Annotated in this window: 12 protein-coding genes and 3 pseudogenes; 9 read left to right on the top strand and 6 right to left on the bottom strand. The window is 70.9% G+C overall.

All coding sequences use genetic code 11. From position 1 onward, the window contains the following. Positions 1–120 precede the first annotated feature (120 nt). On the top strand, positions 121–1584 hold the full coding sequence (locus tag ACWFR1_RS16910) for an aminopeptidase (RefSeq protein ID WP_453551650.1): 1464 nt from the start codon (positions 121–123) through the stop codon (positions 1582–1584). A gap of 156 nt (positions 1585–1740) precedes the next feature. Here the strand turns inward: ACWFR1_RS16910 and ACWFR1_RS16905 are convergent, their stop codons facing one another. Beyond that, positions 1741–3564 carry a glycoside hydrolase family 3 protein gene (locus ACWFR1_RS16905; protein WP_453551647.1) on the bottom strand — a complete coding sequence of 608 codons (1824 nt, stop codon included), beginning with the start codon at positions 3562–3564 and terminating at the stop codon, positions 1741–1743. Positions 3565–3664: 100 nt separating this feature from the next. Further along, positions 3665–3772, bottom strand: a pseudogene (locus ACWFR1_RS16900) (LysR family transcriptional regulator); the annotation flags it as partial. Positions 3773–3981: 209 nt separating this feature from the next. On the opposite strand from ACWFR1_RS16900, the pseudogene ACWFR1_RS16895 reads away from it, so the two are divergent. Beyond that, positions 3982–4347: pseudogene (locus ACWFR1_RS16895) on the top strand (EamA family transporter); the annotation flags it as partial. Then, entirely contained in the window at positions 4344–4907 is a 564-nt protein-coding gene (locus tag ACWFR1_RS16890) for an AAA family ATPase (protein ID WP_453551644.1), read from the top strand. The pseudogene ACWFR1_RS16895 and the gene ACWFR1_RS16890, both read left to right, overlap by 4 nt. A 1-nt stretch (position 4908) precedes the next feature. On the opposite strand, the gene ACWFR1_RS16885 is transcribed toward ACWFR1_RS16890, so the two are convergent. Together ACWFR1_RS16885 and ACWFR1_RS16880 are read right to left on the bottom strand one after the other, a co-directional pair. After that, positions 4909–5475 (bottom strand): Uma2 family endonuclease, encoded by a 567-nt coding sequence (locus tag ACWFR1_RS16885; protein ID WP_453551642.1) that lies wholly within the window; start codon positions 5473–5475, stop codon positions 4909–4911. Between the two features lie 41 nt (positions 5476–5516). After that, on the bottom strand, positions 5517–6563 hold the full coding sequence (locus ACWFR1_RS16880; protein WP_453551639.1) for a LacI family DNA-binding transcriptional regulator: 1047 nt from the start codon (positions 6561–6563) through the stop codon (positions 5517–5519). A gap of 112 nt (positions 6564–6675) precedes the next feature. Between ACWFR1_RS16880 and ACWFR1_RS16875 the strand changes: the two genes are divergently transcribed. The 3 genes from ACWFR1_RS16875 to ACWFR1_RS16865 are packed head-to-tail and all read left to right on the top strand — an operon-like array spanning position 6676 to position 9775. Further along, complete coding sequence (locus tag ACWFR1_RS16875) at positions 6676–7827, top strand: Gfo/Idh/MocA family protein (RefSeq protein WP_453551637.1); 1152 nt, start codon at positions 6676–6678, stop codon at positions 7825–7827. Next, complete coding sequence (locus ACWFR1_RS16870; RefSeq protein WP_453551635.1) at positions 7824–8975, top strand: dihydrodipicolinate synthase family protein; 1152 nt, start codon at positions 7824–7826, stop codon at positions 8973–8975. The genes ACWFR1_RS16875 and ACWFR1_RS16870 overlap by 4 nt, the downstream gene beginning before the upstream one ends. A 26-nt stretch (positions 8976–9001) precedes the next feature. Next, complete coding sequence (locus tag ACWFR1_RS16865) at positions 9002–9775, top strand: sugar phosphate isomerase/epimerase family protein (RefSeq protein ID WP_453551766.1); 774 nt, start codon at positions 9002–9004, stop codon at positions 9773–9775. A 162-nt stretch (positions 9776–9937) separates the two neighbouring features. On the opposite strand, the gene ACWFR1_RS16860 is transcribed toward ACWFR1_RS16865, so the two are convergent. Further along, on the bottom strand, positions 9938–10405 hold the full coding sequence (locus tag ACWFR1_RS16860) for a DUF937 domain-containing protein (RefSeq protein WP_453551632.1): 468 nt from the start codon (positions 10403–10405) through the stop codon (positions 9938–9940). Between the two features lie 96 nt (positions 10406–10501). Between ACWFR1_RS16860 and ACWFR1_RS16855 the strand changes: the two genes are divergently transcribed. The 3 genes from ACWFR1_RS16855 to ACWFR1_RS16845 all read left to right on the top strand — a co-directional run bounded on the left by ACWFR1_RS16855 (position 10502) and on the right by ACWFR1_RS16845 (position 14676). Continuing rightward, complete coding sequence (locus ACWFR1_RS16855) at positions 10502–10906, top strand: RidA family protein (RefSeq protein ID WP_453551629.1); 405 nt, start codon at positions 10502–10504, stop codon at positions 10904–10906. Positions 10907–10981: 75 nt separating this feature from the next. Beyond that, positions 10982–13207 (top strand): SF1B family DNA helicase RecD2, encoded by a 2226-nt coding sequence (gene recD2 / locus ACWFR1_RS16850; RefSeq protein WP_453551626.1) that lies wholly within the window; start codon positions 10982–10984, stop codon positions 13205–13207. Between the two features lie 179 nt (positions 13208–13386). Beyond that, positions 13387–14676: a citrate synthase gene (locus ACWFR1_RS16845; RefSeq protein WP_351809704.1), complete on the top strand. Its 1290-nt coding sequence runs from the start codon at positions 13387–13389 to the stop codon at positions 14674–14676. A gap of 344 nt (positions 14677–15020) precedes the next feature. Here the strand turns inward: ACWFR1_RS16845 and ACWFR1_RS16840 are convergent. Further along, positions 15021–15355 (bottom strand): annotated as a pseudogene (locus tag ACWFR1_RS16840) (hypothetical protein); the annotation flags it as partial. Between the last annotated feature and the right edge of the window lie 70 nt (positions 15356–15425).

Raw genomic sequence — 15425 nt, 5'->3', positions numbered from 1 at the left:
GCCGACCGTTTCCTCTGCTGATGCACAGGAAAGTCCAAGGGTAAGGACCAACTGGGTCTGGCGGTCCACACGTTGCCCCCGCTAGGTTCGCGACACCGTTGTGAACCAAGGGGAGGACGAATGCGCAAGTCGCTCAGATGGCTGGTGTCGCTCTCGGTGCTCATAGGCACCGTCGGCTCCACGTCCGTGGCCACCGCCGCGGACACGGAGGACAACAGCACCACGGCCGTCGCCGACTCCCAGAGCGCGGATGCTCAGAGCGCGGACATCAAGGACCGCATCCTGGCGATCCCCGGGATGAGCCTGATCGAGGAGAAGCCCTACGCCGGCTACCGCTACTTCGTCCTGGAGTACGTCCAGCCGATCGACCACCACCGCCCGTGGGCGGGCACGTTCAAGCAGCGGCTCTCGGTCCTCCACAAGGACACGGGCCGCCCCACCGTCTTCCGCACCAGCGGCTACGGGCTGAGCACCACCCCCAGCCGCGCCGAGCCGACCCGGATCATCGACGGCAACCAGATCTCCATGGAGTACCGCTTCTTCACGCCGTCGCGCCCGCAGCCGGCCGACTGGTCCAAGCTGGACATCTGGCAGGCGGCCAGCGACCAGCACCGGATCTTCACGGCGCTGAAGAAGATCTACGAGGAGAACTGGCTCTCCACCGGCGGCTCGAAGGGCGGCATGACCGCCACGTACTACGAGCGCTTCTACCCGCGTGACATGGACGGCGTCGTCGCGTACGTCGCCCCGAACGACGTGGTGAACAAGGAGGACTCGGCCTACGACCGGTTCTTCGAGAACGTCGGCACCAAGGAGTGCCGCGACCGCCTGAACGACATGCAGCGCGAGGCCCTCGTCCGCCGCGAGCCGCTGCAGAAGAAGTACAAGGAGTGGGCCGAGACCGAGGGCGCCACCTTCAACACCGTCGGCAGCCTCGACAAGGCCTACGAGGCCGTCGTCCTCGACTTCGTCTGGGGCTTCTGGCAGTACTACGGCGAGGACGTCTGCGCCGAGATCCCGGATGCGAAGACCGCGAGCGACGACGTCGTCTACGAGACGATCGACGCCTACTCCGGCTGGTCCGCCTACAGCGACCAGGGCCTGGACTACTACACCCCGTACTACTACCAGGCCGCCACCCAGCTCGGCTCGCCCACCATCCAGCAGCCGCACCTCGCGGGCCTCAGCCGCTACGGCTACCAGCCGGCCCGCAACTTCGTGCCGAGCTCCATCCCGATGAAGTTCGAGCCGCAGGTCATGCGGGACGTCGACAACTGGGTCCGCAGGAACGCGAACCAGATGCTCTTCGTCTACGGCGGCAACGACCCGTGGGGCGCCGAGCCGTTCCACCTCGGCAAGGGCGCGCGCGACAGCTACGTCTACACGGCGCCGGGTGCGAACCACGGTGCGAACGTCGCCGGGCTCGTCGACGCCGAGCGTGAGAACGCCACCGCCCGCATCCTGGCCTGGGCCGGCGTCTCCGCCCCGGCCGTCCAGGCGGCGCAGCCGCTGGCGCGCTTCGACGCCCGCCTCGACAAGGCGGTCGACGAGGACGTCACGCGGGAGCACGGGCTGCGCCCGTAACCTCCCCTGTTCCGAGCGGGTGTGCCCGGTGGTCCTTCCGAGGCCCACCGGGCACACCCGTCTGCGCTACCAGTCCACCGGGCCTACCCGTCCGCCCTACCGGTCCACCGGGCCTACCCGTCCGCCCTACTGGTCCACCGGGCCTACCCGTCTGCCCTACCGGTCGTACGACAGGCCGTGGCCCACCGGGTACAGCACCTTCGTCGGATCGTCCGCGCTCTGCACCGGGACGGGCAGCCGTCCCCGCGGCCTGGCCCGCCCGGCCAGGACCCGGACGGCGGCGCGGAGTTCGACGTCGGTCCAGGAGTAGGCGGCGAGCGTCGCCCGCTGGCCGCTGATCCGGGCGATGTCGTACGGGTTGCGGATCGCGATCGTCACGACGGGGACGCCGGTCGCGACGAGCCGTGCGACGAGCGTGCGCTGCGGGCTGGTCGCGGTGACGTTGTACGTGCCCACGACGACCACGTCCTGCCCGGCCGCCGCCGCCACCGCCTCCTCGATCCTCGCCGCCGTCGGGGTGATCCCGGTGGAGAGCGTGGTCGCGGTGAAGCCGAGCTCCCCGAGGGCGGTCGCCAGGGTGGTGGTGGGCGGCCCGGTGGTGCCCGAGGGCGAGGCGGGGTCGGCGCCGACGACGAGGACCCTGCCGTGCCCCGAGGGGCTCAGCGGCAGGAAGCCGCCCTCGTTGAGGAGCAGGGTCGTGGTCCGCTCGGCGATCCGGTCGGCCCGGTCGAGGTGCGCCGCGGTGCCGACCACCCGGTCGACGCCCGCGCGGGTCACGTACGGCTGCCGGAAGAGGCCCAGTCTCGTCTTGAGCCGCAGGATCCGCAGGATCGATTCGTCGAGCCGCTTCTCCGTCAGCTCGCCGTTCCTGACCGCCGTCAGGACCGCGTTCCAGGCCACGTCGAGCTTCGGCGGGTTGAGCAGCTGGTCGACGCCCGCCTTGAGCGCCAGGACGGGGACGCGCTCGTCGCCGTACTTGGTGCGCACGCCCTCCATGCCGAGCGAGTCGGTGACCACCACGCCGTCGTAGCCGAGCTGTTCGCGCAGGATGCCGGTGAGGATGGGCCGCGAGAGCGTCGCCGGGTCCTCGCTGGGGTCGAGCGCGGGCACCACGATGTGCGCGGTCATGATCGAGTCGACCCCGGCGTCGATCGCCGACTCGAAGGGCGGCGCGTCGAGCTCCGCCCACTGCGCCCGGGTGTGGGTGATCGTCGGCAGCCCGTAGTGGCTGTCGACGGCGGTGTCGCCGTGCCCGGGGAAGTGCTTGGAGGTGGCCGCGACCCCCGCCCGCTGGTAGCCCCTTGTCTGGGCGGCGACCAGACCGGCGACCGCCGCCGGGTCGGAGCCGAAGGAACGGACGCCGATGACCGGGTTGGCAGGGTTGACGTTGACGTCGGCGACCGGGGCGTAGTTCTGCCGGATGCCGACGGCGGCGAGCTCCTCGCCCGCGATCTGCGCGGCCTTACGCGCGTCCGCGAGCGAGCCGCCCGCGCCGAGGGCCATCGCCCCGGGCACCAGCGTGGCCGGCTCGCCGACCCGGCAGACGATGCCGTGCTCCTGGTCGGTGGAGATGAGCAGCGGGACCGGGGTGGCCTGCGCGAGGCCGGCCTGCTGGATGCCGTTGGAGAGTTCGGCGATCTGGTGCGGGTCGCGGGTGTTGTGGGCCCAGGAGAAGTAGATGACGCCACCCACGTGGTAGCGCTCGACCAGCTCGGCGGCGGTGCGGACGCCGATCTCCTTGAGGTTGGCGTCGATGTCGGCCTGGTCGGGTGCGGTCGCCGAGTGGCCGTACACCCGCATGACGAAGAGCTGGCCGACCTTCTCCTCCAGGGACATCCGGTCGATGATCCGCTGGAGGTTCCTGTCGTCGGTCTCCGCGTGGGCGACGGGTGCGGTGACCCCGGTGACGGCGGCAGCGGCGGCTGCGGCGGTCACCGTGAGGAGGGTGCGTCGGGAGGGGGCGGGGGCGCGGTGGTGCACTGATGCTCCTTCCGGCCGTGCGAGGTTGAAGGACACGAGAAGCTTCTCGCTTGAAGGAAACTTCCAAGGAGTCACGGATAGCTCGAAAGTAACTGCCAGGTCAAGGACCCGCGCAGGAATCGCCCGCGCGGGCGACCTCGGGCCAGAGCTCCTGGAGCGTACGGACCGCCTCCCGGATCGCCGGGCGCCGCGCCGCACCCGTCCGCCACCAGGGCGACCTGCGTGTGGTTCTCCTCCGCCTGATGGACGATCAGCGGCTCGTGATGTGGTGCCGGTGAAGGAGAACGTAGCTCCTGCATCCTCGTTGGCAGGGTGGATCACGTGCTCTGGCCCGCAGGTTCGCTCTTCACTCACAGCTCTACTCGTTTGTGAGCATGACCGTGAGCCCTGTGAAGCGGGCGTTCAGGTACCGCTTAGCGCGACCTCGCGGCCCTGCGCGGACTCGACTGGACGGGCGTCGGCGTCATCGTCTACGTCGCCTGGATCGTCACCGTCTTCGGCTTCGGCGCCTGGGGCCGGCTGCTCCGCCGCTACCCGGCCTCGTCCGTCCCGCCCTTCTCGCTCCTCGTCCCCGTCTTCGGCATGTCCTCGGCCGCCCTGTACCTGGGGGAGGGCGTCAGCCCGCTCCGCTGGTGCGCGGCGGCGCTGCTCGTCGGGGGAGTGGCGCTCACGTCCTTCGCGCCGGGAGCGCGCCGGACGCCGGAGTCCCCGAAATCCCTGGCGGTACGGGAGCCCGCGACCGTATCGTCAGCGGGTCCCACCAGCGAGGAAAGGCCCGCATGACCTTCGCGCACGTCACCGTCGACACCCCCGAGCCCGCTCCCGGCGCCGTCCTGCTCGCCGGCATCCCCGGCAGCGGCAAGTCGACCGTCGCGGCGGCCCTCGCGGCCCGCTTCGCCCGCTCGGCGCACATCGAGGTCGACGACCTCCAGTCCCTCATCGTGAGCGGCTGCCACTGGCCCACCCCGGACGGTGACCCGGAGGCGGACCGCCAGATCCTGCTGCGCGCCCGCAACGCCTGCCTGCTCGCGGACAGCTTCGCCTCGGCCGGCTTCCTGCCGGTCCTCGACGACGTGGTCGTACGCCGCTCCCACCTGGACTTCTACCGCGCCCACACGAAGGCGGTCCCGCTCCACGTGGTGATCCTGGCCCCGGGCCCGGACAAGGCCTGGGAACGCAACAACGCCCGCCACAAGAAGCTCACGACCAACTGGGCCTTCCTGGACGAGGCGATGCGCGAGGAACTCTCCGCCGAGGGCGTCTGGATCGACAACGCGGACCAGACGGTCGAGGAGACGGTGGAAGCGGTGCTCGCGGCGACGGGCCTGAGGCCGGAGAGGTAGGTCAGCCTTCGGAGCGCGGGAAGCCGTCCGTCTTGACGACGATCTCTCGCCCTTCGAGGGGGAGGAGCAGGTCTTCGCCGAAGGCGATCTGCTCCTGGTCCACATAGGCGCCGGTGCGTGTGGGGTTGCTGTGGATGGTGCAGGTGTTGTCCGACGGATCGATGATCACGTAGACAGGGATGGCGCACTCGGCGTACATCCGGAACTTCTTCGTGAAGTCGTTGTCCCGTGTGCTCTTCGAGACGACCTCGATGACAGCCTCAAGGCTGTGCCACTCGAAGCGGCCACGGCTGTTCCGCTCGGAGCCGGGTGCGACGACCGTCAGGTCAGGGGCGTATCCGTAGAGGTGCGACGGGAAGTCGATCATGACGTCCGTCAGCAGCTTGCCCTGCCCGGCGAGCTGCTTCTTGATCTGGGGCGCGGCCTCAAGGAGGATGTCCGACTGGCTCTCGCCCTGCGGCGTCATGATGATCTTCCCGTCCGTGATCTCGACGTGGTAGCCGCGAGGCAGGTTGACGCCGTCCAGGGCGTCCCAGGCGCTGGGAAGGTCCATCAGTATGGTCGCCATGCGATCCTCCGTGTGCCGTTCGTCACCACGATAGCGCCCCGCTACCCCCGCGGCCGGGCCGTCGACCCCCGCACCACCAGCTCCCCCGGGACCGTCACCGATCCCCCCTCCGGGGGCTCCTCCGCGCCCATCGCCAGGCGGCCCGCCCTGACCCCCGCGTCGTGCAGCGGCAGGCGGACGGTCGTGAGGGCCGGGACCACGTCCACCGAGAACGGCAGGTCGTCGAAGCCCGCGACCGAGACGTCGTCCGGGATGGACAGGCCCCGCTCCCGCAGGGCCGCGCAGACGCCGAGCGCCACCGTGTCGTTGGCGGCGACGACCGCCGTCAACTCCGGGTCGCGGTCGAGGATTTCGGTGGTCGCCTCGTAGCCGGACCGGCGGTCGTACGGGCCGTGGACCGTCGGGCCCTCGGCGACCCCCGCCGCCGCGAGCGCCGCTCGGTGGCCTTCGAGCCGGTGCCGGGTGGTCGTCCGGTCGGTCGGCCCCGCCGCGTACCCGATGCGCCGGTGTCCGAGCCCGAGCAGGTGCTCGGTCAGGAGCCGCGCGCCGGTGCGGTTGTCGAAGACGAGCGCCGCCGTGTTCGCGTCGCCCGGCACCGGCGGCCGCCCGCACAGCACCACCCGCGTCCCCGCCTCCGCGAGCTTGGCGAGCTTGCCCGCCGTCGCCGCCAGGTGCTCGGGGTCCTCCAGCGAGCCGCCCATGAGGATGACGGCCGCGGCCCGCTGCCGCTGGAGCAGCGTGAGGTAGGTCAGCTCGCGCGCGGGGGAGCCGCCGGTGTTGCAGACGACGGCGAGCTTCTCGCCCCCGGCCCGCCCCGACGCGACCTCCCCGATCGCGCTCTGCGCCGCGCTCGCCATGATCCCGAAGAAGGGGTCGGCGATGTCGTTGACCAGCACGCCGACCAGGTCGGACGTGGCGGCGGCGAGGGAGCTGGCGGGGCCGTTGAGGACGTAGTCCAGTTCGTCCACCGCCCGCAGGACCCGTTCGCGGGTCGAGGCGGCGACCGGGTAGTTGCCGTTCAGGACCCGGGACACGGTCGCGGGCGAGACCCGGGCGCGGGCGGCCACGTCCGCCAGGGTGACGGTCATCGTGTGCGTACCTCCGAGGCCCTTGTCCGGCGTGATGTCGGCAGGTTAGCTTCCTCCCAGACAGAAAGCGCTTTCTATCGAGGCGCGGAATTGCCGGGGAGAGGAACATCTCGTGACACGCAGGACAGTCCGCATCGCCATGAACGGCGTCACCGGGCGGATGGGCTACCGCCAGCACCTCGTCCGCTCGATCCTCGCGCTGCGCGAGCAGGGCGGGCTCGACCTCGGCAACGGCGAGACCCTCTGGCCCGAACCCGTCCTCGTCGGCCGCCGCGACCACGCCCTGCGCGCCCTCGCCGAGCGCCACGGCATCACCGAGTGGTCCACCGACCTCGACGCCGTCCTCGCCGACGACAGCATCGACATCTACTTCGACGCCCAGGTCACCTCCGCCCGCGTCGAGGCCCTCACCAAGGCGATCACCGCCGGCAAGCACATCTACACCGAGAAGCCCACCGCCGCCGACCTCGCCGGCGCCCTGGAACTCGCCCGCCTCGCCACCGGGAAGGGCATCAAGCACGGCGTCGTCCAGGACAAGCTCTTCCTCCCCGGCCTGCTCAAGCTCAAGCGCCTCATCGACGGCGGCTTCTTCGGCGAGATCCTGTCCGTGCGCGGCGAGTTCGGCTACTGGGTCTTCGAGGGCGACTGGCAGGACGCCCAGCGCCCCAGCTGGAACTACCGCGCGCAGGACGGCGGCGGCATCGTCGTCGACATGTTCCCGCACTGGGAGTACGTGCTCCACGAGCTCTTCGGCCGGGTCACCACCGTCTCCGCGCACGTCGCCACCCACGTCCCGCGCCGCTGGGACGAGCAGGGCAAGCCCTACGAGGCGACCGCCGACGACGCCGCGTACGGCATCTTCCAGCTGGAGGGCGGCGCGATCGCCCAGATCAACTCCTCCTGGACGGTCCGCGTCAACCGCGACGAGCTCGTCGAGTTCCAGGTCGACGGCACCCACGGCTCCGCCGTCGCCGGCCTGCGCGGCTGCCGCGTCCAGCACCGCTCGGCCACCCCGAAGCCCGTCTGGAACCCCGACATCCCCGTCACCGAGTCCTTCCGCGACCAGTGGCAGGAGGTACCCGACAACGCCGAGTTCGACAACGGCTTCAAGGCGCAGTGGGAACTCTTCCTGCGGCACATCGCGCTCGACGAGCCGTACCACTGGGACCTGCTCGCCGGCGCCCGCGGCGTCCAGCTCGCCGAGCTGGGCCTGAGGTCGGCCGCCGAGGGCCGCCGCCTCGACGTCCCGGAGGTCTCCCTGTGATCCGCCTGCCCGGACCCGACCGCGGCGTACGGGAGTACGAGCCCCGCACGGAGCCGCGCGCCGTCCCCGCCGGCGGCGCCCTGACCTCCCGTACGGTCTTCTCCGCCGCCCACGTCGTCGCCGACCCGTACGCCGACACCACCCCCGACGCGCCCGCCGCCGTCGACTGGGACGCCACCCTCGCCTTCCGCCGCCACCTCTGGGCCCACGGCCTCGGGGTCGCCGAGGCCATGGACACCGCCCAGCGCGGGATGGGCCTCGACTGGGCCCGGGCCGCCGAGCTCATCCGCCGCTCCGCCGCCGAGGCGAAGTCCGTCGGCGGCGGCATCGCCTGCGGCGTCGGCACCGACCAGCTCACCGGCCCCGCCGGCCTGGTGGAGGTCCGCAAGGCCTACGAGGAACAGCTCGCGCTCGTCGAGGAGGCCGGCTCCCAGGCCGTCCTGATGGCCTCCCGCGCCCTCGCCGCCGCGGCGAACGGCCCGGACGACTACCTCGACCTGTACGGCCACCTCCTCCGCCAGGCGAGCGAACCGGTGATCCTGCACTGGCTCGGCCCGATGTTCGACCCCGCGCTTGAGGGCTACTGGGGCTCGTCGGACCTCGACGCGGCCACCGAGACGTTCCTCGACGTCATCGCCGCCCACCCCGACAAGGTCGACGGCATCAAGGTCTCCCTCCTCGACGCGCGCCGCGAGGTCGAGCTGCGCCGCCGCCTCCCGGCGGGCGTCCGCTGCTACACCGGCGACGACTTCCACTATCCGGAGCTCATCGCCGGCGACGAACAGGGCTTCAGCCACGCCCTCCTGGGGATCTTCGACCCCCTCGCCCCGCTCGCCGCCGAGGCGGTCCGCACCCTCGACACCGGCGACGTCGCGGGCTTCCGCGCGATCCTCGACCCCACCGTCGCGCTCTCCCGCCACCTCTTCGAGACCCCGACCCGCTACTACAAGACGGGCGTCGTCCTCCTCGCCTGGCTCGCCGGGCACCAGGACCACTTCACGATGGTCGGCGGCCTCCAGTCCGCGCGCTCGCTGCCGCACCTCGCCCGCGCCTACGAACTCGCCGACGGACTCGGCCTGTTCCCCGACCCGGCGCTCGCCGAGGCCCGCATGCGCGCCCTGCTCACCGTCCACGGAGTCCCGCAGTGAACCTCGACCGCTTCGGCATCAACCAGATGACCGTCAAGCAGCTGTCCCTGCCCGAGCTGGTCGCGGAGTGCGTCCGCCTCGGCATCCCGGGCATCGGCCTCTGGCGCGAGCCCGTCCAGGCGTACGGGGTCGAGGCCGCCGCCGCTCTCGTACGGGACGCGGGCCTCACCGTCACCACCCTCTGCCGGGGCGGCTTCTTCACGACGGACGGCTGGGAGGCGGAGAACCACGCGGCCATCGACGAGGCCGTGACGCTCGGCACCGACACGCTCGTCCTGGTCTCCGGCGGCCTCACGCCCGCCTGCCCCGACCTGCCCTCCGCCCGCGCCCGCATCGCCGAGGCCATCGGCGCGCTCGCCCCGTACGCGGGGGAGCGGGGCGTCCGGCTCGCCATCGAGCCGCTGCACCCGATGTACGCCTCCGACCGCTGCGCGGTCTCCACCCTCGACCAGGCCCTCGACATCGCGGAGCGGTTCCCGGCCGAGCAGGTGGGCGTCACCGTCGACACGTACCACCTCTGGTGGGACGACCGGGCCCCTGCCGCGGTGGAACGCGCGGGCGCGGCGGGCCGGATCCACTCCTTCCAGCTCGCCGACTGGACCACCCCGCTCCCGGCCGGAGTCCTCAACGGCCGGGGCCAGCTGGGCACCGGCGCGATCGACCTCCGGGCCTGGGCGGACCTGGTCGAGAAGGCCGGCTACACGGGCCCGGTCGAGGTGGAGCTCTTCAACGACGAACTGTGGGCGCGGGACGGCGTCGAGGTCCTGGAGGAGACCCTGGAACGCTTCCTGGCGGTCTGAGAAGCTGCCGCGGCCCCGGTGCGGCGGGGACGCGGCGCGGCTGCCCGGCCTGTGCGGGGCCGGGCAGCCGTGGGTCGGCGGGACCGGGCAGCTGTGGTCCCGCGGGGGCGGGGCAGCCGTGGGTCGGTGGGGCGGGGCAGCTGTGGTCCCGCGGGGGCGGGGCTACTTCTTCGGCTGCGTACCGCCGCCCAGGAGGTCGCCGAGGCCACCGCCCTTTTTCGTGGCGGCGCGCTTGGTGAGGGCGGCGATGACCACCGGGACCAGGATGTCCACGGCCCGGTTGACCGTCGCGGGCGGCAGGCCGGTGCGCTTCGCGACCGCCGTCGCCGCCGGCCGGGCCAGCTTGGCGAGCACCCCGGCCATCAGGCCACCCGCGGCCAGACCACCGAGCGTGGCGACGCCCTGGAGCGGCGGCTCGGCCGAGGTCACCTCCTCGACGGCGGCCCGCACCTCGTCCGCGCTGGCCGGCTCGGCCGCCGCCTGCCGCAGCTCGCCGGACAGCTCAGCCACCGAACCGCCCACGAGCTCCCGCGCCCCACCGGCATCGGTCCCGAGCAGCCCGGCGATCTCCTGGAGCCGGTCGTCGCCGAGCTCGTTCAGGACATCGTCCTGGAAAGAAGATTCAGTCATGCCGAAAACGCTAGGCGGGGAGCGGCGGGACGGCATGTCGACATGTCGGGGGAATCTCCGTTGCCGCGCGGCCGGACGGTCCGCAGGATGAGGGCCATGACGACGGAGATACGACGCCTCAACCCGGAGGGCCTGCACGCGACCCCCGGATACCACCACGTCACGGTCGTGGAGGCGGGCCGTACGGCCTACCTGGCCGGGCAGTGCCCCCTGGACGTGGACGGAGAGCTCGTCGGGGAGGAGGACGTGGACCGGCAGGTCGACCAGGTCGTGGCCAACTCCCTGGCCGCGCTGGCGGCCGTCGGCGCGACGCCGGACCGGGTGGTCAGGTCCGTGATCTACGTCGTCAGCGACGATCGGTCGGAACTCGCCGCCGTCTGGCGACGGCTCAACGACTCCGCCCTGGGGCCCGCGTTCACCACGGCGAGCACGCTGCTCGGGGTCGCGCAGCTCGGATTCCCCGGACAGCGGGTCGAACTCGACCTGACGGCGGCGCTCTGAGGCTCGCGGCGCCCCTGGGGTGGGAGTTGCCCAGGGGGTGTCCCCGTTGTCCGAGGCCTTCGCTACCGTCGGTCCATGTCCAACGACGGTCGCGGTCCGGCGGTGCTCGAAGGGGTCCTGGAGCGGATCACCTATGCCAACGAGGAGAGCGGTTACACGGTCGCCCGGGTCGACACCGGGCGCGGTGCCGGTGATCTCCTCACGGTCGTCGGCGCGCTGCTCGGGGCGCAGCCGGGGGAGTCGCTGCGGATGGAGGGCCGCTGGGGTTCCCACCCGCAGTACGGCAAGCAGTTCACCGTCGACAACTACACGACGATTCTCCCGGCCACCATCCAGGGCATCCGCCGCTATCTCGGGTCCGGTCTCGTCAAGGGCATCGGCCCCGTCTTCGCCGACCGCATCACCTCGCACTTCGGCCTGGACACCCTCGACGTCCTCGAAGAGGCCCCCGCGCGGCTGATCGAGGTCTCGGGGCTCGGCCCCAAGCGGACCAAGAAGATCATGGACGCCTGGGAAGAACAGAAGGCGATCAAGGAGGTCATGGTCTTCCTCCAGGGAGTCGGCGTCTCCACCTCCATCGCCGTGCGGATCTACAAGAAGTACGGGGACGCCTCCATCTCCGTCGTGCGGAACCAGCCGTACCGGCTCGCCGCCGACGTCTGGGGCATCGGCTTCCTCACCGCCGACCGCATCGCCCAGGCCGTCGGCATCCCGCACGACAGCCCGGACCGGGTGAAGGCCGGCCTGCAGTACGCCCTGTCGCAGTCCACCGACCAGGGCCACTGCTTCCTCCCCGAGGAGCGGCTGATCGCCGACGCCGTCAAGCTCCTCCAGGTCGACACGGGGCTCGTCATCGAGTGCCTGGCCGAGCTCGCCGAGGACCCCGAAGGGGTCGTACGGGAGCCGGTGCCCGGCCCCGAGGGGGCGCCGGTCACCGCCGTCTACCTGGTCCCCTTCCACCGCGCCGAGCTGTCGCTCGCCGGGCAGCTCGGCCGGCTGCTGCGGACCGAGGAGGACCGCATGCCCGCCTTCCGGGACGTGGCCTGGGACAAGGCGCTGGCCTGGCTCGCCGACCGCACCGGGGCGACGCTCGCGCCCGAGCAGGAGGACGCGGTCCGGCTCGCTCTGACCCGCAAGGTCGCGGTCCTCACCGGCGGTCCCGGCTGCGGCAAGTCCTTCACGGTCCGCTCGATCGTGGAGCTGGCCCGCGCGAAGCGGGCCAAGGTCGTCCTCGCCGCCCCCACCGGGCGGGCAGCCAAGCGGCTGGCCGAGCTGACCGGCGCCGAGGCCTCCACCGTCCACCGACTCCTGGAGCTCAAGCCGGGCGGGGACGCGGCCTACGACCGGGACCGGCCGCTCGATGCCGACCTGATCGTCGTCGACGAGGCCTCCATGCTCGACCTGCTCCTGGCGAACAAGCTGGTCAAGGCCGTGGCGCCCGGTGCCCACCTGCTGCTCGTGGGCGACGTGGACCAGCTCCCCTCCGTCGGCGCCGGCGAGGTCCTCGGCGATCTGCTGACCCCCGGCAGCCCCGTACCCGCCGTGCGGCTGACCCGGATCTTCCGGCAGGCCCAGCAGTCCGGGGTCGTCACCAACGCGCACCGGATCAACGCCGGCACGCCGCCCCTCACCCAGGGCCTGCCGGACTTCTTCCTCTTCGTCGAGGAGGAGACGGAGGACGCCGCACGGGTCGCGGTGGAGGTCGCGTCCCGCCGTATTCCGGCCAAGTTCGGCCTCGACCCGCGCCGGGACGTCCAGGTCCTGGCCCCCATGCACCGGGGCCCGGCGGGCGCGGGCTCGCTCAACGGACTGCTCCAGCAGGCGATCACCCCGGCCCGGCCCGACCTGCCGGAGAAGCGGTTCGGCGGCCGGGTCTTCCGTGTCGGCGACAAGGTCACCCAGATCAGGAACAATTACGACAAAGGGGAGAACGGCGTCTTCAACGGCACGGTGGGCGTCGTCACGGCCCTGGACGCCGTCGAGCAGCGGCTGACCGTGCGCACGGACGAGGACGAGGAGGTGACGTACGACTTCGACGAGCTGGACGAGCTCGCCCACGCCTACGCGGTCACCATCCACCGCTCGCAGGGCAGCGAGTATCCGGCGGTGGTGATCCCCGTCACCATGAGTGCCTGGATGATGCTCCAGCGGAACCTGCTGTACACGGCCGTGACCCGCGCCAAGAAGCTCGTGGTCCTGGTCGGCTCCCGCCGGGCGATCGCCCAGGCCGTCCGTACGGTCTCCGCGGGCCGCCGTTTCACCGGCCTGGCCCATCGGCTCAGGGGTGGCATGCTCGTGTGAAAGATCACGGAGGCCTACCAGAACCGGGGCGAAGGGGGCAAGATGTGAAGGTTGGCGGCACTGAGTGCCGCCGATTGGCCCAATGGTCGACCCCGAGTGCACTCTCCTGAGCCAAATGGGGGATGGTAGAGACAGTCAGGGCACCTCGAAGAAGAGGCACTACGTCGGTGAGGGATGACGTGAGCGACAACTCTGTAGTACTGCGGTACGCGGACGGTGAATACACCTACCCGGTGGTCGAGAGCACCGTCGGCGACAAGGGCTTCGACATCGGGAAACTCCGAGCCCAGACCGGTCTGGTCACCCTGGACAGCGGATACGGCAACACCGCCGCCTATAAATCCGCCATCACCTACCTCGATGGTGAGCAGGGGATTCTGCGGTACCGCGGCTACCCCATCGAGCAGCTGGCCGAGCGCTCCACCTTCCTTGAGGTGGCGTACCTGCTGATCAACGGCGAGCTGCCCAAGGTCGACGAGCTGTCGACCTTCAAGAACGAGATCACGCAGCACACGCTGGTCCATGAGGACGTCAAGAACTTCTTCCGCGGTTTCCCGCGGGACGCCCACCCGATGGCGATGCTGTCGTCGGTGGTCTCCGCGCTGTCCACCTTCTACCAGGACAGCCACAACCCGTTCGACGAGAAGCAGCGCCACCTTTCGACGATCCGGCTGCTCGCGAAGCTTCCGACGATCGCGGCGTACGCGTACAAGAAGTCGATCGGCCACCCCTTCGTCTACCCGCGCAACGACCTCGGGTACGTCGAGAACTTCCTGCGCATGACCTTCTCGGTCCCGGCGCAGGAGTACGACCTGGACCCGGTCGTCGTCGCCGCGCTCGAGAAGCTGCTGATCCTGCACGCGGACCACGAGCAGAACTGTTCGACGTCCACCGTGCGTCTGGTCGGCTCGTCGCAGGCGAACATGTTCGCCTCGATCTCCGCCGGCATCTCGGCGCTGTGGGGCCCGCTGCACGGCGGCGCCAACCAGTCGGTCCTGGAGATGCTGGAAGGCATCCAGGCCAACGGCGGCGATGTCGACTCCTTCATCCGCAAGGTGAAGAACAAGGAGGACGGCGTCCGCCTGATGGGCTTCGGCCACCGGGTGTACAAGTCCTTCGACCCGCGCGCCAAGATCATCAAGGCGGCGGCGCACGACGTCCTCTCCGCGCTCGGCAAGGACGACGCGCTGCTGGACATCGCGCTCAAGCTGGAGGAGCACGCGCTCTCCGATGAGTACTTCGTCTCGCGCAACCTCTACCCGAACGTGGACTTCTACACGGGCCTGATCTACCGCGCCATGGGCTTCCCGACCGAGATGTTCACCGTGCTCTTCGCGCTCGGCCGCCTTCCCGGCTGGATCGCCCAGTGGCACGAGATGATCAAGGAGCCGGGTTCCCGCATCGGCCGCCCGCGCCAGATCTACACGGGTGAGGTCCTCCGCGACTTCGTCCCGGTCGAGGCCCGCTAGTCACTGCGGCCATCTGACCCGGCTGAACAAAGTCTTCAAAGAGAAGCGCCCCGCCGCCGATCCCCCCACGGGTCGACGGTCGGGGCGCTTCCCATATCCCCCGGTGCGGATTCCCCCCACGGGATCCGGGCCGGGCGTCTGCCGGCGTCAGCGAGTAGCTGCGCGGTCGGGCGCGGGGCGGTCCGCCGGGGTACGTACGGGAGGGCCGCTCAAAGCTCCCCGGTGCACGTGCCCCGGCCAACGCTTGCCTAGGGACGTCCCCCAAGACATCCCATGAACGTCCCCCAAGACGTTCTCGGCATCGCCCACTTAGACTCACGAACAGCCCAGATGGTTACCCCCCACTATCTGTGATCTAGGTCTCTTTGTGAAGGTCCTGTGCGACGTGTGAACTGACCTGCACTTGCCTGCTCCTCCAGCCGGGGTCGGGTGATCCCGGTTTCAGCGATTTCGGATGGATTCCTGGCTCGGGCAGCCTTCCGCCCCTGCGGACCGGGAGGTCTTGTGCCCTCGACGCCAGCCGGGGCCAGGCCGGCCCGGACGAGCATCACGTGTGCGGAGTTCTTGTCCTGGGGTGGGCCACTCCGCATGTGGTGCGGGTGTGGACGCGCTCGGACAGAGGCAGTGCGTGCTTGGTTCTCGCTCCGCAGGCTGCGCAGTCCATGGTGGTGTGAGCGGGTGTTGTGCTGGTGTGTGGCCTTGGACTTGGCCACACACTCGTTCCAGATCCACCGGCATCGATCCCACTC

This window comes from Streptomyces sp. NPDC055103 (genome assembly GCF_053607625.1).
This window is presented reverse-complemented; position numbering and strand designations above follow the sequence as displayed.